Source organism: Prevotella sp. P3-92 (assembly GCF_002251205.1).
In the GTDB taxonomy this organism is placed as follows: domain Bacteria; phylum Bacteroidota; class Bacteroidia; order Bacteroidales; family Bacteroidaceae; genus Prevotella.
In genome coordinates, this window is record NZ_NPJE01000070.1 from 59,022 (window position 1) to 85,792 (window position 26,771).

23 protein-coding genes and 3 pseudogenes are annotated in these 26,771 nt (G+C 47.9%); 13 read left to right on the forward strand and 13 right to left on the reverse strand.

What is annotated here, in order from left to right:
* Window positions 1-3: 3 nt before the first annotated feature.
* Window positions 4-1,377 (forward strand): ATP-binding protein, encoded by a 1,374-nt coding sequence (locus tag CIK93_RS12780; RefSeq protein ID WP_094390965.1) that lies wholly within the window; start codon window positions 4-6, stop codon window positions 1,375-1,377.
* A gap of 736 nt (window positions 1,378-2,113) precedes the next feature.
* On the opposite strand, the gene CIK93_RS12785 is transcribed toward CIK93_RS12780, so the two are convergent.
* From CIK93_RS12785 to CIK93_RS12795, 3 genes and pseudogenes are all read right to left on the reverse strand, one after another.
* Window positions 2,114-3,436 carry an alpha-L-fucosidase gene (locus CIK93_RS12785; protein ID WP_094440601.1) on the reverse strand — a complete coding sequence of 441 codons (1,323 nt, stop codon included), beginning with the start codon at window positions 3,434-3,436 and terminating at the stop codon, window positions 2,114-2,116.
* 102 nt (window positions 3,437-3,538) lie between these two features.
* A pseudogene (locus CIK93_RS12790) lies at window positions 3,539-3,706 on the reverse strand (magnesium chelatase); the annotation flags it as partial.
* A 14-nt stretch (window positions 3,707-3,720) separates the two neighbouring features.
* A complete protein-coding gene (locus CIK93_RS12795; protein WP_094447576.1) occupies window positions 3,721-4,041 on the reverse strand; it encodes a hypothetical protein in 321 nt (106 codons plus the stop codon).
* Between the two features lie 181 nt (window positions 4,042-4,222).
* On the opposite strand from CIK93_RS12795, the gene CIK93_RS12800 reads away from it, so the two are divergent.
* The 3 genes from CIK93_RS12800 to CIK93_RS12810 all read left to right on the forward strand — a co-directional run bounded on the left by CIK93_RS12800 (window position 4,223) and on the right by CIK93_RS12810 (window position 6,771).
* Entirely contained in the window at window positions 4,223-4,477 is a 255-nt protein-coding gene (locus CIK93_RS12800) for a Fur family transcriptional regulator (RefSeq protein ID WP_254046808.1), read from the forward strand.
* Window positions 4,478-4,766: 289 nt separating this feature from the next.
* Complete coding sequence (locus CIK93_RS12805) at window positions 4,767-5,999, forward strand: C45 family peptidase (RefSeq protein WP_094434973.1); 1,233 nt, start codon at window positions 4,767-4,769, stop codon at window positions 5,997-5,999.
* A 28-nt stretch (window positions 6,000-6,027) separates the two neighbouring features.
* Window positions 6,028-6,771 (forward strand): hypothetical protein, encoded by a 744-nt coding sequence (locus CIK93_RS12810; protein ID WP_144007586.1) that lies wholly within the window; start codon window positions 6,028-6,030, stop codon window positions 6,769-6,771.
* 61 nt (window positions 6,772-6,832) lie between these two features.
* On the opposite strand, the gene CIK93_RS12815 is transcribed toward CIK93_RS12810, so the two are convergent.
* Window positions 6,833-7,153, reverse strand: coding sequence for a hypothetical protein (locus CIK93_RS12815; protein ID WP_094447576.1), 321 nt, complete (start codon window positions 7,151-7,153; stop codon window positions 6,833-6,835).
* Between the two features lie 181 nt (window positions 7,154-7,334).
* Between CIK93_RS12815 and CIK93_RS12820 the strand changes: the two genes are divergently transcribed.
* Window positions 7,335-7,751 carry a Fur family transcriptional regulator gene (locus tag CIK93_RS12820; RefSeq protein ID WP_094447577.1) on the forward strand — a complete coding sequence of 139 codons (417 nt, stop codon included), beginning with the start codon at window positions 7,335-7,337 and terminating at the stop codon, window positions 7,749-7,751.
* A 5-nt stretch (window positions 7,752-7,756) separates the two neighbouring features.
* Window positions 7,757-8,323, forward strand: a complete 567-nt coding sequence (locus tag CIK93_RS12825; protein ID WP_094380541.1) for a 6-carboxytetrahydropterin synthase — start codon at window positions 7,757-7,759, stop codon at window positions 8,321-8,323.
* A gap of 85 nt (window positions 8,324-8,408) precedes the next feature.
* On the opposite strand, the gene CIK93_RS13965 is transcribed toward CIK93_RS12825, so the two are convergent.
* A complete protein-coding gene (locus tag CIK93_RS13965; protein WP_256387587.1) occupies window positions 8,409-8,672 on the reverse strand; it encodes a tyrosine-type recombinase/integrase in 264 nt (87 codons plus the stop codon).
* Between the two features lie 75 nt (window positions 8,673-8,747).
* Here CIK93_RS13965 and CIK93_RS13505 point away from each other — a divergent pair.
* Window positions 8,748-8,930 (forward strand): annotated as a pseudogene (locus CIK93_RS13505) (IS5/IS1182 family transposase); the annotation flags it as partial.
* A 23-nt stretch (window positions 8,931-8,953) separates the two neighbouring features.
* Here the strand turns inward: CIK93_RS13505 and CIK93_RS14115 are convergent.
* Window positions 8,954-9,102, reverse strand: a pseudogene (locus CIK93_RS14115) (xylose isomerase); the annotation flags it as partial.
* A 75-nt stretch (window positions 9,103-9,177) separates the two neighbouring features.
* Between CIK93_RS14115 and CIK93_RS12835 the strand changes: the two are divergent.
* From CIK93_RS12835 to CIK93_RS12845, 3 genes are all read left to right on the forward strand, one after another.
* Window positions 9,178-9,477 (forward strand): integrase core domain-containing protein, encoded by a 300-nt coding sequence (locus tag CIK93_RS12835; RefSeq protein WP_158215524.1) that lies wholly within the window; start codon window positions 9,178-9,180, stop codon window positions 9,475-9,477.
* A 282-nt stretch (window positions 9,478-9,759) separates the two neighbouring features.
* Window positions 9,760-12,168, forward strand: a complete 2,409-nt coding sequence (locus CIK93_RS12840) for a TonB-dependent receptor (protein ID WP_094447579.1) — start codon at window positions 9,760-9,762, stop codon at window positions 12,166-12,168.
* 39 nt (window positions 12,169-12,207) lie between these two features.
* Window positions 12,208-12,603, forward strand: coding sequence for a hypothetical protein (locus tag CIK93_RS12845; protein ID WP_216820899.1), 396 nt, complete (start codon window positions 12,208-12,210; stop codon window positions 12,601-12,603).
* A gap of 116 nt (window positions 12,604-12,719) precedes the next feature.
* On the opposite strand, the gene CIK93_RS14120 is transcribed toward CIK93_RS12845, so the two are convergent.
* Window positions 12,720-13,115 (reverse strand): group II intron maturase-specific domain-containing protein, encoded by a 396-nt coding sequence (locus CIK93_RS14120; RefSeq protein ID WP_094447580.1) that lies wholly within the window; start codon window positions 13,113-13,115, stop codon window positions 12,720-12,722.
* A gap of 6 nt (window positions 13,116-13,121) precedes the next feature.
* Window positions 13,122-14,669 carry a YifB family Mg chelatase-like AAA ATPase gene (locus CIK93_RS12855; protein ID WP_094390959.1) on the reverse strand — a complete coding sequence of 516 codons (1,548 nt, stop codon included), beginning with the start codon at window positions 14,667-14,669 and terminating at the stop codon, window positions 13,122-13,124.
* Window positions 14,670-15,000: 331 nt separating this feature from the next.
* On the opposite strand from CIK93_RS12855, the gene CIK93_RS12860 reads away from it, so the two are divergent.
* From CIK93_RS12860 to mutS, 3 genes are read left to right on the forward strand one after another with little or no spacing between them, the layout of a single operon-like run.
* Window positions 15,001-16,251 (forward strand): peptidase U32 family protein, encoded by a 1,251-nt coding sequence (locus tag CIK93_RS12860; protein WP_094390958.1) that lies wholly within the window; start codon window positions 15,001-15,003, stop codon window positions 16,249-16,251.
* 21 nt (window positions 16,252-16,272) lie between these two features.
* A complete protein-coding gene (locus CIK93_RS12865; RefSeq protein WP_094434989.1) occupies window positions 16,273-16,698 on the forward strand; it encodes a SufE family protein in 426 nt (141 codons plus the stop codon).
* Between the two features lie 22 nt (window positions 16,699-16,720).
* Window positions 16,721-19,342 (forward strand): DNA mismatch repair protein MutS, encoded by a 2,622-nt coding sequence (mutS, locus tag CIK93_RS12870; protein ID WP_094447596.1) that lies wholly within the window; start codon window positions 16,721-16,723, stop codon window positions 19,340-19,342.
* Between the two features lie 63 nt (window positions 19,343-19,405).
* Here the strand turns inward: mutS and CIK93_RS12875 are convergent, their stop codons facing one another.
* From CIK93_RS12875 to CIK93_RS12895, 5 genes are all read right to left on the reverse strand, one after another.
* The gene (locus CIK93_RS12875; protein WP_094447581.1) at window positions 19,406-21,211 is read right to left on the reverse strand and encodes a HAMP domain-containing sensor histidine kinase; all 1,806 of its coding nucleotides are present in this window, start codon (window positions 21,209-21,211) and stop codon (window positions 19,406-19,408) included.
* A 5-nt stretch (window positions 21,212-21,216) separates the two neighbouring features.
* Entirely contained in the window at window positions 21,217-22,035 is an 819-nt protein-coding gene (gene lgt, locus CIK93_RS12880) for a prolipoprotein diacylglyceryl transferase (protein WP_094390955.1), read from the reverse strand.
* 75 nt (window positions 22,036-22,110) lie between these two features.
* The gene (gene ychF, locus CIK93_RS12885; RefSeq protein WP_094390954.1) at window positions 22,111-23,211 is read right to left on the reverse strand and encodes a redox-regulated ATPase YchF; all 1,101 of its coding nucleotides are present in this window, start codon (window positions 23,209-23,211) and stop codon (window positions 22,111-22,113) included.
* 690 nt (window positions 23,212-23,901) lie between these two features.
* Complete coding sequence (locus tag CIK93_RS12890) at window positions 23,902-24,909, reverse strand: 2-oxoacid:ferredoxin oxidoreductase subunit beta (RefSeq protein ID WP_094390953.1); 1,008 nt, start codon at window positions 24,907-24,909, stop codon at window positions 23,902-23,904.
* Between the two features lie 6 nt (window positions 24,910-24,915).
* Window positions 24,916-26,766, reverse strand: coding sequence for a 2-oxoacid:acceptor oxidoreductase subunit alpha (locus CIK93_RS12895; RefSeq protein WP_094447582.1), 1,851 nt, complete (start codon window positions 26,764-26,766; stop codon window positions 24,916-24,918).
* Window positions 26,767-26,771 lie beyond the last annotated feature (5 nt).

Below are 26,771 nucleotides of genomic sequence, written 5' to 3' on the forward strand. Positions count from 1 at the left end.
ATTATGAAAAAGTTAATCCTTGCCCTACTAGTTGCTTGCAGCACACTCACAACGGTCGCACAAAACCTGCGACAAACCGTAGAAAACGGTGTACAGACCAGCATCCGACAGTCAGAAAACCATCTCTGGCGAGAGGCTTTTGCCACATGCAGAGCTCTCGATGCCATGCTTGGAGCCGGCAATCCCGATTTGCATTATCTTGTCAGCAACGAACGCTTCCGCCTCTACACCCGTCTGAACAAGTCGGCAGAACGTAAAGCTCAAATGGCGCTGATGGAAAACTATGCGCGTGCCAGCAAGAAAAAAGATGTCATTGAAGACATGCTCATGAAGAAAGCTGCCTTTGCACGTACTACTGGCAACGCACCTTTGGCTACTGTATGCTATAAGGAGATCTTCACCATGAATGCAAAAGGCAAGGATGATAACGGCAAGGAAAAGTGCTTCAAAGACCTTATTGCCAAAGCCAAACAAGACAATAACGACTTGATGGCGGGCATCATCAACAAGATGTATGACGAATGGACCGACTCTATTGCAGGCATCAGAGCTGTCAACGAACTGAAAACTGTCAAAGCACAATACGCTGAAGCACAGGACGAAATAAGCACCAAGGCTACTACCATTACTGCGCAATGGGCGTTTATCGTCATCCTTATAGTTATTGGTGTAGGACTGGCTGCCGGCCTTCTCTTCTTCCTCTTTGTCATGTTCAAAAACGTTAGAGAAATCAAGCGCTTGAAGACCAGCCTCGATTTGGCAAATAGCAATAACGAGCAGAAAAACAAGTTCCTCAATAATATCAGCGCACAAATCCGCCCGTCACTCGATGCCATGGAGCAAGGCGATACCAAACGACAGGTCAAGGCTTTGCAAAACTATATCGCACACATAGAAAACTATATGATGCTTGAGCAGACTCGCGAGGAACACTACGAACTCACCAGTCACAATATGGGACAGTTCTGCGAGAAAGTCACCCAAGAGGTAAAGGCTATGGTCAAATCTACTACCGAAGTGACTTGTACTGCCCAACCCATCTCTTTCGCTACTAACGAGGACGCTTTGCGCACCATATTGCTCAATATCGTAGAAGAGGTGGTAAAGGCCGATGGCGTGGAGCGCATCAACCTTGAGTTTAAGAAACGCAACCCCCATACCGGTAATTTCTTGGTAACGGCTGTGGGTATGACCTTGCCCGAAGAGAAGCGCGAAACACTTTTCCAGGCATTCTCCGAGATTGCCGATCTGACTGAAGACGACGGACTTACCTTCCCCACTTGCAGTCTGATGGCGTATAAACTCAACGGTCATCTCCGTCTCGACGACGAGTTCCGTCATGGCATCCGCTTTGTTGTGGAACTGAAAGACAAATAAGCATCTGCATCGTAAGATATCAGTAAAGGTGGAGTCTCCGTGCGAGATTCCACCTTTAATTTACGCTAAGGCGCAATTCTACTATGTGCGGGATATTGCCCGATATTTTGCCAAGGCGTTTCCAAACCTTTGGCAAAAGTATTACCCAACGTTTGGCAAAGGTGTTTTTCCAATGTTTGGCATAAGTATTACCTAACGTTTGACAAAAGTAATGTCTAACGTTTGAAAAAGGTCTTTTCAACGTTTGATAAAGATGTTATCCAATATTTGATAAAAGTGTTATCCAATATTTGATAAAAGTGTTATCCAATATTTGATAAAAGTGTTATCCAATATTTGGTAAAGGTATTATCCAATATTTGATAAAAGTATTATCCAACGTTGGATAAAAAGATTATCAAGGTTTGGAAAAACGATGATAAACGATTGTATTTTATAAGGGAAATAGGATCACGCTTTACTTTGTCCTTTCAGGACGTTAGTTAATTGTTTATGTTTGGTATCCGCAGGGCGTTGCACGGGTGGTCGAAGTGTGGTCGAAAACGCCGTTGTAAGATTTTCGACCACCCATTTAACCGTATATCTTACAACGTGTTATGACATATCGGTGGTCGAGTGGTCGATTTTTACGACATCGCGTGTGCGTGCGTACACGTGTATGTACGCACGCAAACCTTATATATTAGATTCATTCATCTCAGATGAACTGTCGTTTCTGCTGATAGCAGCAATCCGTTTACTGGATGAATCCTATTTCGATGACCTGATCAACAGCTGTAGGCACAGCGTCCAGCGTGAGTATCACACCGCCTTGACACTTCTGCATCTTCACCGCCTTACGACTGACAAAATCTACAGCCTTCTTCATCTGTTTATTGCCAGTGGGCAGATAGAGCACCTTGTCTTGCAGGTTGAGGATATGCACAAACAGTCGGTTGTCCTTCTGTGTGGTCACTCCCCAGTCGTGAGGTGCAACAAATCCACCGCGTGTGCCATAGATAGTTTCGCCATATACCTTCATCCAGTCGCCCATCTCCTTCAGACGTTCCACCGCAACAGCGGGCAGACAACCATCAGGTTGCGGACCGATATTCATGAGCAGATTAGCATTTTTGCCTGCTGCCTTCACCAGATATTGAATGAGTGTATGGGTCGATTTGTAGTTCTGGTCGGTAATCTTGTAGCCCCACATGCCGTTCATTGTCTCGCATGTTTCAAGTGGCAACTGCGAAATAGACTGTCCGGAGAGTCCGGCAGAGTTTTCGCCAGGCAGGTCGCGCTCAAACATTTGGAAGTCTTCGCCGGGGAATGGAGTCACGTGATGGTTGTTGCCGATGAGGCATGCAGGCTGCAAACTGTGGATGAGTGCATACTGTTCGGGCAGTTGCCAGTCAAATGATGGATTGATATCTTGATCCCACCAACCGTCAAACCAGATGGCTCCTACCTTGCCATAGTTGGTGAGCAGTTCGGTGAGTTGGTTGTTCATAAACTTATAGTACGACTTCCAATTTTGTTTGTCCTTGGGTCGTCCTGTGCCGTGTCCGGTACGTCCCAGCGGAGCATCCTCACGTTGCCAGTCGATGTGTGAATAGTAGAAGTGGATGTCAATACCCTGTCGGTGACATTCGTCAGCAAGTTCTTTCACGATGTCACGCTTAAAGGGTGTAGCCTTCACGACATTATAGTCAGAGTATTTGGTGTCGAACATGGAGAAGCCTTCGTGATGGCGGGTAGTGAAGCAAATATATTTGGCACCTGATGCCTTGATCTGCTCTACCCACTCTTTGGCATTGAAGCGAGAGGGATAGAAGCCGCCTGCGAGTTTGGCATATTCCTTGTAGTTTAAGTCTGCGTTGTGCATGGTCCATTCTCCTGTGGCAAGCATGGCATAGAGTCCCCAGTGGAGGAAGATGCCGAATTTCTCGTCTTGAAAATGTTTGCGTGCCTCAAGGTTCTCCTTGGTAGGTACGTAGTCTGCCGACTGTTGCACTGTCTGTTGTGCCATTGTCGATGTCAATGCCAGCGTCAGCATGACGGTTGTGAATAGTTTTTTCATCATCAAGTTGTTTAGTTGTTATGCTCCACCGTTCTGTTTGGTGAACAGCATATTTCTATTGTGTGATAATTGCTTGGGTTTTCAAATCCCTATAGGCGTGATTTATATCCCTCGCTCAGCCCAGTCACCTCTGTCGAGGTTGCGGTAACCGATGGCTTCAGCGATGTGTTGTTGCTGCACTTGCGCCGATCCTTCAAGGTCGGCAATGGTGCGTGCCACCTTGAGAATTCTGCTATATGCTCGTGCAGAGAGTTTCAATCGCTCCATGCCATTTAGCACTACGCCTACGATGATTTATCAAGGACATAGGTGAATGGCCATTGTTTATGTTCACGATGCAAAGATAACACTTTTTGTTTAATTAGTCGAGCCTTTTTGATTAGAATTGCTCCATTGTGCATAGACTCTATACATTCCCACATGGGCCAGGTGAATTTCTGATAGACAGAATCTAAGGAATGTATTTCGACGAGGTTGAGTCCGATAACATGTTTTTTGAGGTCTGTATTGCGGTATTGCTTCTTTACGACAGCATAGGCGCGTCCCATATCCTCAAAAATGTAGGACGCAACGTCGGCGAAAGGTTCCGATTCAAGACCATCCATAGTGATAATATAACACTCGGGAACCACATCATTATATGTGACCCCCCACCAGTATGCACTATCTTCGAACAGATAAATAGGTGATGCGGCTTTATTCTTAAAAAAATAGCAATTTTGTTGATGAAAAACTTGCAAATGCGAAATATTTTCATTAAATTTGTAGCATCAAAATACGAGAAGAATGGAAAGTACGGAGATTATAAAGAACGCATGCCTAAAAATCACTCCGCAACGTAAAGTGGTTTATGAGGTTATGATGGAATTGCGTCATGCTGCCATTGATGAAATAATCAAGTGTGTGCAATCCAAAGATAATGAGATAACCATCTCAACCATCTATCGCATTCTTGATTCGTTTTGCAAGGCTAATCTGTTGTCACTTGTGTTCCATCCCGAAGAGGGGAAAATCTATTATGATTTAAGTTTCGGGAGTTAGTTGGCACTATAAATTAAGGCACAAAAAAGCACAGGATTTCTTGCGTATATCGCATAAAATGATAATGCCGAAGGTGCAATGTTTACCATAATGAACGTGATAAAGGGAGTTAAAATGAACGAGCATACACTGTTCGGACGCAAGAGCAGGTGCAACAGCGTGTATCCGCTGCTGTATGTATTCCAGTTTTTGTTTTCTGGGCAAAAGCCAATGATTTACTACTATGTAAATTATCAGTGAATATCGTTTTTTATAACTTTGTCATGTCTATTACCTAAAATTTATAAATATGAGAAAGAACAACGAATTTTTCAGAACAAAGTTCCTTAGACTGTCCACATGTTTTTTAGTGTCAGTAGCCTCTGTGTCAAGCCTCCTTTTGTCCGCTTCGTGCAGCGATGATGACAATGTTCCACCCGATGTGACCAAAAAGAATCCCACTACTTTTATAAAAGATGCAGAAAAAGTGGCCATGTTGCGCTCTATGAAAGATGTGGATGGCAGCGGAAGGTTGTATGAAATCAATTATACGGCCGACTATAAACTTGATGACGTGTTAAAGTCTGGTTTCACAGAAACCAACCAACTCTTCAACTATGTAGCCTATCTACTTTACGACAGCCTCCCCGGCAAAAAGGCACAGGTTTCGTTCGATGCCGGATGCAGTGCCTTTGCAGTACCCGACAGGCAAAGCGGTAATTTCTTGATGGGGCGCAACTACGACTTCTGTCATGCCACAGAAGACGGCAAAGGCTACAAGTCGATAGCGGCTATCATAGTTCACACGGCTCCTGAGGGTGGAAAGAAATCAATCTCCATGGTGGATGGCATGCAATTAGGTTTTGGCCAGGGATTTTATACCGATGGCAAGAGCGACCTCTCCCCGCTGATGGGATTGCCCTACGCTGCCCTTGACGGCATTAACGAAGACGGATTCGCCATTGGTGTCCTGGCGCTGAGAGAGAATCAGACGAAACAGAATGACAAAAACAAGCCGCGCATAGGTACAACGACAGCCATACGTATGCTGCTCGACCGTGCATCCACCGTCAAGGAAGCCCTGGCAATGCTTGCAGGCTATAATATGGACATGCAGGGCAGTGGACGCAGCAACTACCACTATTTCATGGCCGATGCCACAGGAGACTATGCCATCGTGGAATACACTCTTGAAAAGGGCGAAACTATACCTACTGTAATGGAAAAGTTCACCGGCAATGACACCCTGCGCTGCGTCACCAACTTCTATGTCTCACCCACGATGGTGGGTACAAACGATGGATGGGGATCCCTGCATGGCAAGGAACGCTATTGGACGTTAAGAAACTGTCTCGCGCGCAACAACTACTGTCTTGATTCCAAACAAGCCATGTCCCTGCTACAAGACGTCTCACAGCCAGCGGACTTGAAAAATATCACATCACAGACTCAATGGTCGTGCCTCTACAACCTCAGCGAAAAGACACTTCGTCTGGCCATCCTGCGAGAATATGGGAAAATCTACAACTTTAAGGTAGAATAGTCCTGGTATGAAAACAATGTTTGGTAAAATGCTACGACTGAGAAAAGTCAAAACCATACTATGGGCAGCACCGATGTTGATTTGCTCGTTGCTCCTCAACATGGGATGCTCAGATGATGATGATTCATCCATGGGAGGACAAGGGGGACAGGAGATGACAGATACGACGGCCATTTCCCTGACTTATCACCACTTTATTGCTTCTGACGATGTCATTATCCTGGATGCCGACACTACACGGATTTCTGTCAGCAAGGCTTTAGCCGACAAGTTGGGCATCACTCATTTTGCCGGTCGGCCGCTGGCCGTATGGCAGAAGGTGAACTGTCTGCCATATATCAGGCGCGCCACTTCTGAGCGCCTGGAGGACAACCGCTATATCCTGACCGTTGACGAGAGTGCATCACTGGCCGACGTGTTGCCAGAGGATGCGGAATTCAATTTTGATACGAAGTTGCATGTCAACCACCAGGCCACGAAATCACGGACTAGCGCCGGAGGTTCTAATCTCGTAGAGGATATATCCTCACGGTATATGGAAGGCGACACCATTCATCCTGCGGTGATTCTCTATACCGACCAGGGAGGAGCAGGGGAAGACGTGCAGGTGGAGGACGATATCCTTCTGGACGGCAATGCTTTTAATAAAACCGACGGCAATGAGGGCTATGACTCTGGCGCGAATCGTTTCGCACGATTCACCGGGAGCCATCTGCGAGAGTTGTGCGAAAGGCACGGCTTGTATCTCGCAATGGATGTCTATTCGGTCTAAGAAAAGAGGGGCCGCTGATTGTCCCACTTTTTGGCTCGCTCCATGCCATCTAGCACTACGCCTACGATGATTTATCAAGGACATAGGTGAATGGCCATTGTTTATGTTCACGATGCAAAGATAACACTTTTTGTTTAATTAGTCGAGCCTTTTTGATTAGAATTGCTCCATTGTGCATAGACTCTATACATTCCCACATGGGCCAGGTGAATTTCTGATAGACAGAATCTAAGGAATGTATTTCGACGAGGTTGAGTCCGATAACATGTTTTTTGAGGTCTGTATTGCGGTATTGCTTCTTTACGACAGCATAGGCGCGTCCCATATCCTCAAAAATGTAGGACGCAACGTCGGCGAAAGGTTCCGATTCAAGACCATCCATAGTGATAATATAACACTCGGGAACCACATCATTATATGTGAACCCCCACCAGTATGCCACTATCTTCGAACAGATAAATAGGTGATGCGGCTTTTTTCTTAAAAAAAAATAATTTTGTTGGTAAAAAATTTGCAAATGCGAAATATTTTCATTAACTTTGTAGCATCAAAATACGAGAAGAATGGAAAGTACGGAGATTATAAAGAACGCAGGCCTAAAAATCACTCCGCAACGTAAAGTGGTTTATGAGGTTATGATGGAATTGCGTCATGCTGCGATTGATGAAATAATCAAGTGTGTGCAATCCAAAGATAATGAGATAACCATCTCAACCATCTATCGCATTCTTGATTCGTTTTGCAAGGCTAATCTGTTGTCACTTGTGTTCCATCCCGAAGTGGGGAAAAACTATTATGACATTACCGTGACAGAGCATCACCACATATTCGAGGGCGAGAGCATCTTGGATTATATGGATGAAGAGCTTACGGAATTGATACGACAGTATTTGAAAGAAAAGAATTTTGCATCGGTTGACATTAGCCGAATACAGGTGCAGATAACGATAAATAATCCAAAGTTAAACACTAAAAATTAAAAAGTATGAGAAGTATCACGACTTTCGATTTGCAGTATGCACATCGGTTCTATGGCTTCCAAGGCGAAGCCCAGTATCTTCACGGTCACACTGGCACACTGACCATTGAGGTGGAAGATACGGTTGAAGAAGGTGTAAACATGGTGTACCCTTGTAATGAAATCCAAAAGGTGGCATGGAGCCTGTTGAAGAATTTTGACCATGCCTTGGTGCTCCGCGAAGATGACCCTTTGCTTCCTGCCATTCTTGATGTGTATGAAAAGCAAGGCATCAAAAACGGTCATCCGCAAAACAAAATGAAAGGAGAGGCCTTCAAGACAGAATTGGCAACGGCTTACCCCGATGCCCGTCTGGTTGTTACCAAAGAAACCATGACAGTGGAAGGTATGATTAAGATTGTATATGACTTGTTGAAAGACAAACTGAACATCGCTAAAATCACTTTCACAAGCGGTGTGAATGCCGCGTCTGCCGAGTTTACCACAAAGAATAACATCGACCGTTGTCCTCTTTGCGGTGTCGCCCTCAATGCGGATGGAGTATGCCCAAAATGTGGTTATCGGAAAAAATAATCCACGGAAAGCTGCATATAAAATAAAGTAATGATGAAAATATGGGGCTGTGTCGTAATTAAGGTTTACGGCGCAGCCTCTTATTTTACAAGTTAGAAAAATAATTTGAAATTCGGCTAATGGCCTCAACCTTTGTTTCCATAACCACATCGGCATACACCTGTGTTGAATTTATGCTAGTATGTCCGAGCAACTTGCCTACTGTGTACAAGTCACCTCCGGCAGCCAGTGTCAGCACGGCAAATGTGTGACGGCTCGTATGGAAACTGACATTTTTCGTAATCCCTGCATCCGCAGCCATTTTTTTAAGATACCTGTTACATACTCCCAATATAGTCAGTTCAAACACCTTTTGGCTCGGCTTGCATCCGTTTCGCTCAGGTAACCAATGCAAAGCCGATTGGTTTAGAGGGATTATTACCTGTCTGCCTACTATCAGTACTTTTGCGGTCTTGAGGCTTTCAGCATATCCGCACCTTGCGCCTCATCCGAGCTTGTACATTTCCGTCACCGTATCGGAGAGGAGGGCGTGGAGCTTATCCTCAAGGAAAGCATCCGCATCAATCTTGCCATGGAGGACAGCAAGAAGGAGGAGGATGACAGGAATAAGGGAAAGGACGGTCGTGGACGCTCAAGATTGAGTTTGCCTTCTTCAAACTCCTTACCCGCACCACTGTCGAAACTTGCATAACACGTGTGGAGCATTTCGGGAATAAAAATGTCAGCAGCATTCAAGAGGGCACGTGCCATGGCATCCATACCCTGATATGTGCAATAAAGTTGTTTTATTGTAGTAATAAATATGGTTGCAAATATAGAGAAAAAATGATTCGCAACAAATTTATGGCCTAATAGTGAATTCTGACCAGGGAAGCCAGTATACGACCAAGGACTGGCAGGATCTGCTGACCAGCTATGGCATACAAGTAAGCATGGATGGTAGAGGTCGTTGTAAAGACAATATATGGATAGAACGCTTCTGGCGCAGCATCAAGCAGGAGTACATATATTTCAACCCTGCGGAAAACGTTAGTGAACTCCGTTCTGGAATTGCTGATTACGTGAAGTTTTATGACTATGAGCGTCCTCATCAGAGTCTGGACAACTTCACACCAGCATCATTTTACGGCAACAAAGAGAAGAAAGTAGGATAAACTCTTGCACAATTCAACTAATAGTATTAACTTTGTGACGCCAAGACAAGAGAACGCTCGGGATTGTCCGCATGCTCTGGATGGCGCAGCAACCAATGTTCAACCACTTGTCGAATATTTGGGAGTACTATAAAAAATAACAATATCGTACAGCAGAAATGGACTATTGTTTCATTCCATCTTCATATATTTATGTTACTTTGTACAAAAACATCGTTTTTAGATAAAAACAATAAGTAAATACAATATTTTATAATTTCACATACAAAAGAAATAAACGATATGAGAAATTCAAAGACACAACGAATGAAGGTGGTAATCAATATAACCCACCTTAAAAAATCAATGCTTGCGGCCTTTGTTGCACTCTTCGTCGCAACTGCGAACGCACAAACCATCAAAGGCGTTGTGACAGACGCTGACAACGGGGAGCCCATCATCGGCGCAACGATCAAGGTGAAGGAGACATCGAAAGCTGTCGTGACAGATATGAACGGCAAATATTCGATAACAGGTCTCACAACAGGCCGTTACACCATTGAAGCTTCGTACATAGGTTACCAGCCAGCCGTCATCCCCGAGATTCTCGTTACGGAGGGCAAGGAGGTGGTCATCAACGTCCCCATAAGCGAGAGCTTGAACGAGCTGGGAGAAGTAGTGGTAAAGCCTCGCATCAGCAAGGAAAGCGCTGTGAACAAGATGGCTCTTGTCGGGGCGAGGATGCTCAGCATGGAAGAGGCAAGCCGATATGCAGGAGGATACAGCGACCCGGCGCGCCTCGTCACAGCCTTTGCCGGTGTGGCTGGCAACAGCAACGACAACGGCGTGTCGGTGCACGGCAATGCGCCGCAGGCCATGCAGTGGCGACTTGAGGGCGTGGAGATCTTCAGCCCGAACCACTTCACTGACGCCTTCAACATGGGCACAGGACTCGTCAGCGCACTCAACTCCAATGTTCTCGACAACTCCGACTTCCACCTCGGAGCCTTCACAGCCGAGTACAGCAATGCCCTCTCAGGCGTGTTTGACATGAGAATGCGCGCAGGCGACAACGACAGCTACCACCATGCGCTCCAGATAGGCACGCTGGGCCTCGAAGGCACATCGGAAGGCCCCATAAGCAAGAAAACAGGATCATCCTACCTCGTCAACTACCGCTACTCCGTCACCACCATCGCCCGTGAGATAGGACTCCTCTCCCTCGACGGCGACCAGGCCGACTTCCAGGACTTCAACTTCAAGCTCAACTTCCCGACAAAGAAGGCTGGCACATTCTCCGTCTTCGGAGTAGGACTGAAGGACAAGTACTGGCTCGAGCTCGAAGACCCCTCAAAGTGGGAGAGCATGTATGACCAGGAGTACACGGTCAGCAATCAGACAATGCTCGTTGGCGGCGTCAACCACAAGGCGTACCTCGGCAAGAACTGGAACATCAACAGCACCATAGCAGCCTCCTACTTCAAGAACGACGGAGACCAGAGCTACTATGACGGACAGCCCAACCAGGCCAACAAGCTCGGCAACTGCCTGCCCTACATAAGGATGCGCCAGAACAACTCGCAGTTTACAGCCACAACGAATGTGCAGAAGCGTTTCAGCCCTAAGTTCCAGTCCAAGATTGGTGCCACATACACAGAGTACTTCTTCGACATCGACCTCAAGATGGCCCCAAAGGTAGGAGCCGCCATGCCTGCACAATCAATCTATACAGCCGACAGCCACACTGGCCTGTTCAACGCCTATATAGCCAACTCGTGGAACATGAGCCGCTGGCTTACCTTCACCTTTGGTCTGAATACCCAGTATTTCCGCCTCAACGACGACGTGTCAGTTGAGCCACGCGCAGCCTTCCAGTGGAATCCGGACGAGAAGAACCAGTTCTCTGTGGGTTACGGCATGCACAGCAAGACAGAGAAGATGGACACATACTTTGTCTATGACCAAAATGAGGGCTTTGTAAACAAGGACCTCAAACTGAGCAAGGCTCACCACATCATCGGTTCGTACATCCACCGATTCAACGACCAGCTCAACCTACGCGTGGAGGCATACTACCAGAGCCTCTTCGACCTTCCCGTGACTGAAGACGGCAGCTACTGCACCATCAACCGCCGCTATTATTACGAGGAGCGCGAGCTCGTGAGCAAAGGCAAGGGACGCAACTATGGCATAGACGTCGCACTGGAGCAATACATGCACAAGGGTTACTACTGGATGGTGGACGGTTCGCTCTACAAGTCAGAGTACAAGGGTGGCGACAATATATGGCGCGACTCACGCTACAACCGCACATTCATGGTCAAGGTGCTCGGCGGTAAGGAGTGGATGCTCGGCAAGAGAAGGCAGAACGTGCTGAGTGTCAACGGCAAAGTCACCCTGCAAGGGGGGCAGAGATACACTCCTGCCGATGTGGCGGCAAGCCAACTGAACTACGAGGCTGGCAGACCAGATGTCGTGTACGACGAGACAAAGGCTTTCTCTGAGCAGTACGCCCCTGCATGCATCGTAGACTTCACCATCAGCTATAAGATAACAGGCAAGAAGTGCAACCACACCATAGCCTTCGAAGGTCTCAACCTCTTGCAGAAAAAAGTGCCTTACGAGAACACTTACAACTACAAGAAGAACACTGTGGAAACTTACGACTCAGGCATCTCACTGCCAAACGTGTACTACCGCATCAGCTTCTAATGGTGGGTTCTATTAATTCCCACCGTCAAAAGGCTTTAGATGGGTTCTATTAATTCGCTTTGTCAGATTTTTGATTTATCTCTGAGTGCAGAGTGTCTCCACTCCACCGGCAATGCTTTCGCAAAAACGTTAACAGACTCCGATGAAGCAAGTGCTACAGACTGCAATCTGTCGAAAAACGGCAATAAGGCTGACGGATTCTATGCATTGGGCATAGCACCGATCGTTGCAAACAAGATTAACGTAAAGGCAAGGTATGATCTGTATAGGAGCAATGGGGAATGGAACGCAGCAAAAACATTCTATGAAGTGGGTGCCGACTACTTGTTCACGAAGAATTTGAAGCTGTCTGTAGAGTATGCGCTCGTCAACGACCGTACGCTCGACAAGCATAATTACAGCTTGGCAAATGCAGAACTTTCCATAAAGTTCTAATGTATGATATGCCCGTCATGCAAATCGAGTAGGAGGAAAACGAAGCAGTTTTCTTCCTATTTTCGTTTTCCGACCTCTCACACCACCGTACGTGCCGTTCGGCATACGGCGGTTCTCTAATTGCTATGCAAATTGGTATAGATGCCAAGAAGTGAGGGATAACCTTGCCTAACAAGTCCATCGTTCGTTATGGCACACTTTAGAATAGGGCTCGTCGCTATGCGCCAATACCCCTTGCGGGTATTGGCCCATTGCCATGCCCTCCATCTGCCAATACCACATTTCATGAGGTTCGTGAAACGAGTACGGACTCGTTTCCAACATTTCCAGATATAACACCGTATGCGTCTATGATACCATTCCTCCGTTCTTTGGAGAAATGTTTTCATATCTGCCAGATAGTAATATCCTATCCAACCACGGATGTATTCCGTCAAGCGGTTCTTCAACCACGATAAACCTTTGCCGTTACTGCGCTTGGTAATGGATTTCAGTAATATTAAAAATTCCATCAATTATTAAATTCCCCTCTCTGACCAGTCGCTTCTGTCAAGATTGCGGTAGCCCACGGCTTCTGCAATATGGGGAAGTTGCACCTGCTCACTGCCATCAAGGTCGGCAATGGTGCGTGCCACCTTGAGAATCCTGCTATAGGCACGTGCAGAGAGTTTCAATCGCTCCATAGCCATGCGCAACATGTCCATGGATGAGGCATCGGGTTCGGCAAACTGATGCAGCATGCGCTCCGTCATTTGGGCATTGCAGTGGATGCCCTTGTAATCCATAAACCGTTCCTCCTGCATTTTGCGAGCGGCAATGACTCTGGCGCGAATCGTTTCGCTCGATTCACCGGGAGCCATCTGCGAGAGTTGTGCGAAAGGCACGGCTTGTATCTCGCAATGGATGTCGATACGGTCGAGCAACGGACCACTGATCTTGTTCATATACCGTTGTATCTGTCCGGGCGTGCAGGCACAACTGTGAGTGGGGTCGCCATAATAGCCGCAAGGACATGGATTCATGGAGGCTACAAACATAAACGAACAGGGATACTGCACGCTGTATTTCGCACGACTGATGGTGATACAGCGGTCCTCCAAAGGCTGGCGCATCACCTCCAGCACCGACCGGTTGAACTCAGGCAACTCGTCGCAGAACAGCACACCATTGTGTGCCAAACTGATTTCACCGGGTTGCGGATTCTGTCCGCCACCAACCAATGCCACCTGCGAGATGGTGTGGTGTGGCGCTCTGAATGGTCGTTGCGAGATGAGACTGGTGTCGCGCGATAGTTTACCTGCCACACTATGAATCTGTGTGGTCTCCAAACTTTCGCTGAGTGATAATGGAGGCAGAATACTTGGCAGGCGTTTCGCCATCATCGATTTACCACTTCCCGGAGGACCTATCATGATGAGATTATGTCCACCGGCAGCCGCCACTTCCAGTGCGCGCTTCACACTTTCCTGTCCGCGCACATCAGCGAAGTCGAGTTCAAACTGTGATTGCTGTTCATAAAACTCTTTGCGCGTATCGATAACCGTAGGGGCTATCTCCGATGAACCATTGAAGAAATTGGCGACATCGATGAGGGTTTCCATGCCATACACCTCTATTTGGTTGACCACAGCCGCTTCGCGGATGTTCTGTTTCGGCACGATAAGACCTTTGAAATGTTCGGCGCGTGCCCGAATGGCTATGGGAAGTGCACCGCGTATGGGTTGCAACCTGCCGTCAAGTCCCAACTCACCCACCATCATGTAATCATTCAGCCGACTCCCGTCAACCTTTCCGCTTGCCGCCAGAATACCGATAGCCAATGGCAAGTCATAGCCGCTACCCTCCTTTTTGATATCGGCAGGCGATAGATTGGCGGTGATGTCCATCATCGGCATCTTCAGTCCGTTGTTCTGTAGTGCCGCCCTGATTCTGTCATAGCTCTCACGCACAGCAGTATCGGCAAGTCCCGTCAGGTGGAATTGCACTCCGCGAGTCATGCTCACTTCTACTTTTACCGTGGTCACTTCAAGTCCGTTGACGGCGGCACAAAAGGTATTGACTAACATATTTATAGTTCTTTGTAGCGTTATTGATGTACTGAAAAGTACGTTGCCATGCCGGTCATCATCCGGCACAGTCTGATTGTGGTCACAAAGTTAAGCAAAATTATGCAAATCCACAATATTCTTCCCACATAATATTGTTACACAGCAAGAAGTGGTAGGTAAGTACCTTGTCAGTCCTATCCAACTACCCTTCTGCTGAAATAGCAGGATGATATGATCTTTCCGTTTCTTTCGTAAGTGTGTTCCGTCAGAATTGAAATCTGATGACCGATTGAGGATAAAAATGACTTTTCATTTTGTTATCCACCTATTTTATTGTAATTTTGCACCCATGAACCAGATAGCTGACTATGAAATCATGGCTCCTGTGGGTAGCCATGACTCGCTGGCTGCGGCACTAAAAGCCGGAGCAGACTCGGTGTATTTCGGCATCGAGAAACTCAATATGCGTGCTCACAGCGCATCGGCATTTACTATCGACGACCTGCGGGAAATCGCTGCAACATGCAATGCACAAGGGGTAAAGACCTATCTCACGGTCAATACCATCATCTATGGTGAGGATATTCCGCTCATGCACGAGATTGTGGATGCCGCCAAAGAGGCTGGCATTTCTGCAGTGATAGCATCGGATGTGGCGGTGATGACCTATTGCAACCGTATCGGGCAAGAGGTACATCTCTCTACCCAACTGAACATTTCGAATATCGAGGCATTGAAATTCTATGCCCAGTTTGCCGATGTAGTGGTATTGGCACGCGAGTTGAACCTCGACCAGGTGGCTGAAATCTATCAGCAGATAGAAGAACAGCACATCTGCGGACCGAGCGGACAACAGATCCGTATCGAGATGTTCTGTCATGGCGCCTTGTGCATGGCTATCAGCGGCAAGTGCTATATGAGTCTTGACAATACCGGACGCTCTGCCAATCGCGGTGAGTGTATGCAGATCTGCCGCCGCTCTTACCTGGTGACCGATCGGGAGACAGGCATCGAACTGGAGATAGACAATAAGTATATCATGAGTCCGAAAGACCTGAAGACCGTGCGCTTCATCGACAGAATGATGAAGAGTGGCGTCCGTGTGTTTAAGATTGAAGGTCGTGCCCGCGGTCCCGAATATGTCAAAACCGTAGTGGAATGTTATAAGGAAGCCATTCAGAGTGTCCTCGACGGAACATTTACCGAGGAGAAGAAGGATGACTGGGACGAACGCCTTGCTACCGTTTTCAACCGCGGTTTCTGGGACGGATACTATCAAGGACAGCGCCTTGGAGAGTGGAACAGCCATTACGGATCGTGTGCCACAGAGCGCAAAGTGTATGTGGGCAAGGGCATGAAATACTTCTCGAAACTTGGTGTTGCCGAGTTCTCATGCGAGGCTTGCGAGTTCTCAGTAGGCGACAAGATGCTCATCACTGGTCCTACCACTGGCGCACTCTATGTGACGGTAGAGGAAATCCATGACGATACCCATGCCGTGACAACCGCACAGAAAGGCACTCGCGTATCGTTCAAAGTTCCAGAGAAGGTGCGCCCTAGCGATAAACTCTTTAAGATTATCAAAAACAACGAAGATTAAACACACCTATAATATATATTTATGACCATCAACGAAATTCAAGACGAGATTATCGATGAGTTTTCCGGTTTCGACGACTGGATGGACAAATATCAACTGCTGATCGACTTGGGCAACGAACAAGCACCCCTCGATGAGCGCTATAAGGTGGAAAGCAACCTGATAGACGGTTGTCAAAGCCGTGTGTGGCTACAGGCTGACTATGCTGACGGCATCATTACCTTTACGGCAGAGAGCGATGCACTTATCGTGAAAGGTATTGTGGCATTGCTCATCCGTGTGCTCAGCGGACATACACCGCAGGAAATACTCGATGCAGACCTGTATTTCATAGAGCAGATAGGACTGAAAGAGCATCTGTCACCCACTCGCAGCAACGGTTTGCTGGCTATGGTGAAACAGATGCGTATGTATGCATTGGCATTCCGCACTAAAGAACAAGGATAAACACTATAAAAGACTGACGGCGATGGCAAAGAAAGAAAAGGAACTCACACCGATGATGAAACAGTTTTTCGACCTCAAGGCAAAGCACCCTGAGGCACTCTTGCTGTTTCGTTGCGGTGACTTTTATGAGACCTATTGCGACGATGCCATCACTGCCTCGCAGGTGTTGGGCATCACTTTGACTCACCGAAACAACGGTGCAGGCGCCAAAGGCGATGCCATGGCGGGCTTCCCGCATCATGCACTCGATACTTATCTGCCGAAACTCATTCGTGCAGGTATGCGTGTGGCTATCTGCGACCAGTTGGAAGACCCGAAGTTGACCAAAAAACTGGTGAAGCGTGGCATTACCGAACTGGTGACACCGGGTGTTGCCATGCAGGATAATGTGCTGAACTATAAGGAAAACAACTTCCTGGCTGCTGTACATTTCGGTAAAGGACTATGCGGTGTGGCTTTCCTCGATATCTCAACGGGCGAATTCCTTACCGGTGAAGGCACTGCCGACTATGTGGAGAAACTCATGTCCAACTTCCAACCGAAGGAGGTGCTCTATAACCACAACCGCAAAGCAGAATTTGAACGCAACTTCGGTGTGCGGCTTTGTACCTTTGAAATGGAAGACTGGGTGTTTACCGAACAGGCTGCACAACAGAAACTGCTGCGCCATTTCCATGTGAAGTCGATGAAAGGCTTCGGTGTTGACCATTTGAAAAGCGGCATGGTGGCTGCCGGTGCCATCCTTCAGTATCTGGAACAGACCCTCCATAACCATATCTCACATATCACATCGCTCAACCGTATTGAGGAAGACCGCTATGTGCGCTTGGATAAGTTTACCGTACGGTCGCTCGAACTGTTGGGCACGATGCAGGAAGACGGTAAGTCATTGCTGTCGGTGATAGACCGCACCGTATCGCCGATGGGCGGTCGCCAGTTGCGTAGATGGGTCGTCTTTCCGTTGAAAGATCCTAAGCGCATCAACGAACGCCTTGATGTGGTGGATTATTTCTTCCGTCAACCGGAGTTCAGACTGTGTGTGGATGATCAGTTGCAGCGCATCGGCGACTTGGAGCGCATTGCCTCCAAAGTGGCTACAGGAAAGGTTTCACCTCGCGAAGTGGTGCAGTTGAAAACTGCTTTGCAAGCCATAGCTCCCATCAAACAGGCCTGTCTGTCTGCCGACAATGACGCTATTGTGCGGGTAGGGCGCCAACTGCAGTTGTGTGAAGAACTGCGCGATAGAATAGAACGCGAAGTGAACAACGATCCGCCACAACTGGTGCAACGCGGTGGGGTGATACGCTCTGGCGTCGATACCGAACTCGATGACTTGCGCAATATTGCTTATTCGGGTAAGGACTACCTGATGAAGATACAGGAGCGCGAAACAGAATTGACGGGAATTGCTTCGTTGAAAATCGGCTATAACAATGTGTTTGGCTATTATCTGGAGGTGCGCAACACCTATAAAGACAAGGTGCCTGCCGCCTGGATTCGCAAGCAAACGCTGGCGCAAGCCGAACGTTACATCACCCAGGAACTGAAGGAATACGAAGAGAAGATACTCGGTGCGGAGGATAAAATCCTTTCACTCGAACAACAGCTCTTTGCCGAACTGGTCACAGCCTTGCAGGATATCATCCCACAACTGCAGACCAATGCACAGGTGGTGGCCTATCTCGACTGCCTGTTGTCGGCAGCCAAGGTGGCTGAGGAAAACCATTATGTGCGACCGGTCATCGACGAAACCGATGTGATCGACATCCGTCAGGGTCGTCACCCTGTGATAGAACAGCAACTCCCGATAGGCGAACATTTCGTGCCCAACGATATTCATTTGGACCGCGAACGTCAACAGATTATGATTATCACCGGTCCAAATATGGCAGGTAAGTCGGCTTTGCTCCGCCAGACCGCCCTTATCGTGCTCATGGCACAGATGGGAAGCTTTGTACCGGCAGACAGTGCACATATAGGATTGGTGGATAAGATATTCACCCGTGTCGGTGCCAGCGATAATCTGTCGCTCGGCGAATCTACCTTTATGGTGGAAATGACCGAGGCGTCTAATATATTGAATAATGTTACACCACGGTCACTGGTGCTCTTTGACGAGCTGGGACGTGGAACGAGTACTTACGACGGTATCTCAATAGCATGGGCTATTGTGGAATATCTGCATGAAAACCAGCGCGCACAGGCTCGCACGCTCTTTGCCACCCATTATCACGAGTTGAACGAGATGGAGAAAAACTTCAAACGCATCTGCAACTATAATGTGAGTGTGAAGGAGAAGGATGGCAAAGTGATATTCCTGCGCAAACTGATGAAGGGCGGTTCGGAACATTCATTCGGTATCCATGTGGCAGAAATAGCCGGTATGCCGAAGTCCATTGTGAAGCGTGCCAACGTGATTCTTCAACAACTGGAGGCAGACAATGCGCAAGTGGGCACGGCAGGTAAGCCTACTGCGGCTATTGCCGATAGCAGGGAAGGCATGCAGTTGTCGTTTTTCCAACTCGACGACCCTGTGCTTTGTCAGATTCGCGATGAGATATTAGGGTTGGACATCAACAACCTTACCCCCGTTGAGGCACTCAACAAACTGAACGAAATCCGTAGAATCGTTTCTGGGAAATAAACGATTCCGTATCTGAAAATCAGAAAAGTCTTTGTTTGAAAACATAGCCGTGGCGTTTCATCCTTACAGCATGGGCAGTGTAAGGATGAAGCGTGCACCGCCAACGTAGTCTTTGTCAACCACAATAGTACCACCAAGCAGTTCGCTGACTTTGCGGCAAATGGGGAGTCCGAGACCGAATCCCTGTTTGAACAGATCTACTTTGTAGAATCTTTCGAACACCTTTTCTTGATGAGCCAACGGTATGCCGATACCTGTATCGGTAACGGTAAACTGTAAGGTCTTCGACGCTTTGTCGGCATGGAAACCGAGTGTTACCGATCCACTCTTCGTAAATTTGATGGCATTGTCCATCAGTTGTGAGAGCACACGACACAGTGCAATCTTATTGGTCTTGATGGTGAAGTCGTCTGGCTCGGTGTTCTCGGCAATCAGTTGCAGTCGTCCCTTGTTCTTTTCTTCAGCATCTCCGATGATGGTTTTTAAGAAACTTCCAACGTTTACCATATCCTCACAAACAAACTTTTTATTGCTGCTGTATTGTGCAATATCGAGCAATTCGTTGAATATGGTGGTGATCATGTTGCTATTCTCATTGATGCTGTTCACCATCTCCGTATGTTCTTCGGGCGATATTTCGTATTCTGGATTGCCGATGAGTTGCACATATCCTGTAATGATATTGAGTGGTGTGCGTATCTCATGGCTGACATGTTCGATAAATGCTGTCTTCATACGGTCCGACTCCGTGGCTTGCTCCAGTGCCACACTGAGTTCACGGTTCTTTTGCTCGATGGTTTTCTGATAGCGGCGGCGCATCAGATGGTGGTAGATGATGGATATGAGTGCCAGAGTGAGCATGACGCAGATGGTAAAGAGCGATGCTATCAACATCTTGCGGTTCTTGTCTGCCATGTGTTTGGTACGATTATAGATCGACATCTGCGTATCTATTTCGCTCATACTGTCGAAGAGCATGTCGGTATCCAGCGAGTCGCGACGCATTTTAATCTTGCGAAATTCATCAAGGGCAAGGTCATAGCGATCCATCATCTTGTAGATTTGGATGCGCAATCCCGGTTTGTCGATTGCTTCAATCTCGTTGTTTTCGGCATTGATCAACTGCAATGCTGATTGATAGTCGCCTGAGAAAGCCAGATCCATGGCTTTCATGAGTGCCACACCGCCGTTGTCAAATTCGGGATGTTTTCTTTGAATACTGAAGAAATCCCGATAGATTTTATCAAAGCTCCATCTGTCTTTATGATAGAAGTATAGTTTTCCTTTTAGCATGAGATAGGCTTTGTGGTATTCTGGATTATGGCTGGCACGGGTGAGATCGCCCAGTTTCTCTATCCACTGGTCTGCTTCTTTAGGCGAACCAACGAGTTTTAGTTCTGCCATCTGCGAATAGATGTCCATGCGCGACGGTGAATCCGTTGGTGCGCATTTCTCATTGGCTTTCTTATAGTAGTATTCTGCCAGTCGGTAGTTGCCTCTCAGGTGGTAAATGCTGCCGAGCGTGTAGTCGATGAGTTGTACATAGGAGTCTTTGTTTTTCTCCTGTTCGATGTCTTTCAGAATGGTGTTCACCTTCTGCAAGGCTCTGTAGGTCTTGCCCAGATTGGCATCGAAAATCACTTCCTGACTGCGAATGGTATAATATAGCTCCTTATCATTGTGGTCCAGCAGATAGTCTTTCATCTGCTTTGCCGCATTGTAATACGCCTTCTCGTCTTTGCCTTTTTGGTAGAGGTCAAAGTAGTGGAGTGTCATTTTTACATAGGCAGTATCTTGCGAATGGCGTGACGCTTGTGTAGTGATACTTCCACACAGTGACAGGATGATGAGAAGGAGCAGGTTTCGCATAGTGGCTATTCCTTTTTAGGTTTTCTGAACATGCAGCAGATGCCGATGATAATGAAGGGGATGGACAGGATTTGTCCCATGTCGAGCGGTAGCGAAGCTTCGAAAGCCTCTTGCACTTCTTTCGTGTATTCTATGAAGAAACGGAAAGTGAATATGTATGTCAGACAGAATCCAAAGAACCAACCGGTTCCGATGCGGTTTGTCATGCGCTTATGGAGTGCCCACATGATGGCAAAGAGAATGGCGTAGGCAATCGCTTCATAGAGTTGTCCAGGGTGGCGTGGTGCTGAATCGACACGCTCAAAGATGAATGCCCAGGGCACATCGGTAACCTTTCCGATGATTTCGGAGTTCATCAAGTTGCCGAGTCGGATAAAGCAGGCGGTCACACCCGTAGCTATTGCGATATTGTCGAGTACGGTCCAGATGCTGAGTTTGGTGCGCTTCACATAGAGCCAGAGGGCTATCATCAGTCCGAGGGTACCTCCGTGGGAGGCGAGACCTTCGTAGCCCGTGAACTTCCATCCACCATCTGCCATGAAATGGATGGGCAGCAACATCTCTACGAATCCCTTTCCGCTGGTGAGGAAATAGTCGGGTTGATAGAAGATGCAGTGACCGAGACGTGCTCCGACAAGTATTCCCACGAAGCAGTAAAAGAATAGCGGATCAAAATACTCGTCTTTGATGTGCTGTTCGCGATAGAGGCGGCGCACGGTGAAATAGGCCAGCGCCAGTCCGAGAAGCCAGCATAGGGAATACCAGCGGAATGGTCCGAATGAGATGCTGGGGTTCCAGACAATGAAGTTGATAAGGTTAAGCATGTCTCGTAGATGAATTTAAGTGATCAATGAGTGAGTGTCCGTTGCGCCACCTTTCATGGAAAGGGGCGCCATGGCTTATACGTTGAAGCGGAAGTGCATGATGTCACCATCCTGCACGATGTATTCCTTGCCTTCAATGCCCATTTTTCCGGCTTCGCGTACAGCGGCTTCCGATCCATACTGGATATAGTCGTCGTATTTGATGACCTCTGCACGGATGAATCCTTTCTCAAAGTCAGTATGGATAACTCCGGCACATTGTGGTGCTTTCCATCCTTTGTGGTAGGTCCATGCCTTGACTTCCATTTCTCCGGCGGTGATGAATGTTTCGAGGTTCAACAGGGAGTAGGCTTTCTTGATGAGTCGGTTCACACCGCTCTCTTCCAGTCCGAGTTCTTCCAAGAACATCTGTTTGTCCTCGTATGATTCCAGTTCGGCAATGTCTTCCTCGGTCTTGGCGGCTATCACCATGGCTTCGGCACCTTCCTCCTGTGCCAGTGCTTCAACACGTCGGGTGTAGTCGTTGCCCTCTTTGGCATCCGATTCGCTGACGTTGCACACATAGAGCACGGGCTTTGCAGTCAGCAGGAAGAGGTTGCGCGCGCAGTCTTGTTCGTCTTTGCTCTCAAACTCTACGATGCGTGCGTTCTTTCCTTGGTCGAGCACTTCCTTATAGGCTTTGAGCACAGCCACCTCTATTTTTGCATCTTTATTGCCTGCAGCGGCAGCCTTTTCGGTTTTTGCCAAACGGCTCTCGATGGTCTCCAGGTCTTTCAACTGCAGTTCGGTGTCGATGATTTCTTTGTCGCGGATGGGGTCGATGGTGCCATCTACGTGGGTGATGTTATCATCTTCAAAGCAGCGGAGCACGTGGATGATGGCATCAGTCTCGCGGATGTTGCCCAGAAATTTATTACCGAGTCCTTCTCCCTTGGATGCTCCTTTTACCAGTCCTGCAATATCCACTATTTCACAAGTAGCGGGTACGATGCGTCCTGGGTGTACTATCTCAGCAAGTTTGGTGAGTCGCTCGTCGGGTACTGTGATTACTCCGACGTTGGGTTCTATCGTGCAGAATGGAAAATTGGCAGCCTGAGCTTTTGCACTTGACAGGCAGTTGAAAAGCGTGGACTTACCCACATTTGGAAGTCCCACTATACCACATTTTAAAGACATAGTTCTTCGTTTATTTCTATTTTAGTGCAAATTTATCAATAAATCGGCTAATTGCCAAACAAAAAACGGAATAATTATCAATTTTGCACAAATAGTATAACAGATGGCGCAATTATGGTGGTCATATGTCGGTGTGAATTCAAGTTAACAGGGGAATTATTGGAAAATGCTGGTTAAAAAATGTCAAGATAAAGCGTTTTGGTAATACTTTTTCTGCATGAAGAGGTTGTGCTGTCAAGCAAGGAATAGGGCATGACGTGTTTTTGTCCTATACATTGCTGCTGTGTGGTGGCATCATTACCTGCCCATGTCACTTATGTTTGATGGCAATTCAAATTGATTTGCTGACCAATTCAAATTGATTTGCTGACCAATTCAAATTGATTTGCTGAGCAATTCAAATTGATTTGCTGAGGAATGTGCCTTTTGTAGTGTTGCAAAGCGGTGGTGATTAGTAGATTATGTGGCTTTTGAAAGATGACTTGGAAACGGTTGTTTTATGCCTTGTTGTGTTATGTGGAGGCAGAAGATTGTGGAGAGACGATGAAAACCGATGCACCATAGGAGAGCACGGGAAATGCCGTGCTTACGGTAGTTGGTGGGAGGATGCAGTCCAACAACAAGGGCTGCAACAGGCACGAATGCTGTTGCAGCCCCATATCGTTGATGGTTATAGGGTGTCAGTGCGTTTTATTTCACTTCCCAGATGTCGTTGGTTTCGAGCAGTTCGGCAAAGTTGTGATACTTCTTCTGCTTCGATACCTCATCGAGCTGTACGTGTACCGACTCGTCGTAAGTAGGTGCGTCAACGTCGCGGATAACACCGAGGGCGATGGGGAAGCCGTTTTCGTTGGACATCATAGCCAACTTCAACTGCAGGGTGTTGTCCTCACAATGGGCATCGTGTACCAATACATCATCGAGAGTATAGCCGTTTTCGCCGATTTTCACGACCTTCAGGCCGAAACCTTCCTGCACCAGACCAAATTCGTTGTTCTCACCGAACACGAGTTTCTCGCCGTGGCGCACATAAATAGCGTTCTTCTTGCGGCCTTCCTTGGTATATACCGACTCGTGGCAACCGTCGTTGAAGATAACGCAGTTTTGCAGAATCTCGCAAACGGCAGCACCCTTGTGCTGGTAAGCAGCCTTCAGGATGTCCTGAGTCTCGGCAGCATCAGTGGCAACGCTACGGGCAAAGAAGTGACCGCGAGCACCGAAACAGAGTTCAGCGGGGCGGAATGGATCCTCTACCGTGCCATAGGGGCTCGACTTAGAAACGAAGCCACGGGGTGAGGTGGGCGAGTACTGACCTTTTGTCAAACCGTAGATGCGGTTGTTGAGCAGAATCATGTTGAGGTCGATGTTACGACGCATGGCATGAATGAAGTGGTTACCGCCGATGGCAAGACCGTCACCGTCGCCACTGACCTGCCAGATGCAGAGGTCTGGGTTAGCCACTTTCGCACCAGTAGCAATAGCTGCAGCACGACCGTGGATGGTCTGCATGGCATAGGTGTTTACGTAATAGGGCAGACGGCTGGAGCAACCGATACCCGATATGACTGCCATGTTGTGGGGTGCAACACCCACTTCTGCCATGGCTTTATGGAGCGACGCCAGGAAGAAATGGTCGCCGCAACCCGGACACCAACGTGGCTGTCCCTTCTTATAGTCTTGGAATGTATATTCACTCATAACGCTTTACTTCTTTAAAATGTCCTCAAATGCCTTTACCAACTCTGCCACTACAAATGGCTGTCCCTTTACCTGATTGAACTGGTAGGGCACTAAGCCATCTACATTGGCACGCAGCCAAGTAGCCAACTGGCCGAGGTTCTGCTCGGCAATGACCACTTTCTTATATTTCGAGAGTACCTCTGCCGTGTTCTTAGGCAGTGGGTTGACATATTTGAACTGGGCTTGTGCCACTTTGTAGCCTTTGGCTTGCAGTTCCTGCATCGCACTTACAAGGTGACCGTAAGTAGATCCGAAACCTACGATGAGCAGATCGGCATCGTCTTTGTCGCCCAGTACCTGCAAGTCGGGAACGGGGATTTTAGCCACCTTCTCGGCACGCAGACGACACATGTGGTCATGGTTTTCAGGATCTGTAGAGATGGCACCGGTATTACCGTCCTTCTCCAGTCCGCCAAGGATATGGGTGTAGCCCTCCTGTCCGGGGATTGCCCAGTAGCGAACCTTTGTTTCTTCGTCGCGGAAGTATGGGGTATAGTGGCCCTTCATCTCAGGAGTTACGTAGTGAGGCTTAATGGCTTGGAGCCCCTCCATGGTTGGCAACTTCCAAGCAGCAGATCCGTTGGCGATGAAAGCATCGGTGAGCAGGATGACGGGAGTCAGATGTTCGAGCGCTATCTTTGCTGCCTCGTAGGCGGCGTCAAAGCAGTCTGTGGGGCTCAGTGCGGCAATAACGGGCATTGGACTCTCACCGTTTCTGCCGAAGAGAGCTTGCAGCAAGTCGGTTTGCTCACTCTTGGTGGGCAGACCTGTAGAAGGACCGCCACGCTGTACATCGATGATAACCAGTGGCAACTCGTCGATCACTGCCAAGTTCATCGCTTCGCTCTTCAGACATACACCAGGTCCGGAGGTGCTGGTAGCAGCCAATGCTCCGGCAAACGAAGCACCGATGGCTGAAGCGCATCCGCTGATTTCGTCTTCACACTGTACGGTGATGACACCGCATGACTTGTGTTTCGACAGTTCGTGAAGAATATCTGTGGCTGGAGTGATGGGGTAGCTGCCTAAGAAGAGATGCAGACCTGCCTTTTCGGCAGCTGCAATAAGACCGTAGGCAGTAGCCTTGTTACCCGTGATATCCATATAGCGTCCGGGCACCTTGGTCTTCGATTCGATGCGATAGGTAGCCGGTACGGATGAATGGGTATTGTGACCGTAGTCGTAACCAGCCTGCACCACCTTGATGTTGTTCTCGGCAATGGCAGGTTTCTTGGCGAATTTCTCACGCAAGAAATTGGCAACGAGGTTCAAGTCGCGGTTGAAGAGCCAGCAAACCAAACCCAGCGCAAACATGTTGCGACACTTCAGAATGGCTTTGTTGTCCATGCCACTTTCTGCCAGACACGCTTTCACCATAGTGGTGAGCGGGCACTGGATGACACGATCGGGATCTACATGGAGTTCGCCGAGATAGTCGGGAGTGGCAAACTGTGCTTTCTCCAAGTCCTTTGGACCGAATGAATCGGTGTCGATGATGATGGTGGCTTGGGGCTTGGCATACTTCAGCTGTGTCTTCAGTGCTGCAGCGTTCATGGCTACAAGCACGTCACACTGATCACCAGGGGTATAGACCTTGCCAGCACCGATGTGAACCTGGAATCCGCTGACACCGGTCAGCGAGCCTTGTGGGGCACGGATATCTGCCGGATAATCTGGGAAAGTGGAAATACCATTACCTACGGTGGCGCTCACCGTAGAAAAGATGTTTCCGGCCAACTGCATACCGTCACCGGAATCACCCGAGAAGCGTACGACTACCTGGTCGAGCTCCTTGATTTCTAATTCTTCAGCCATAAAAA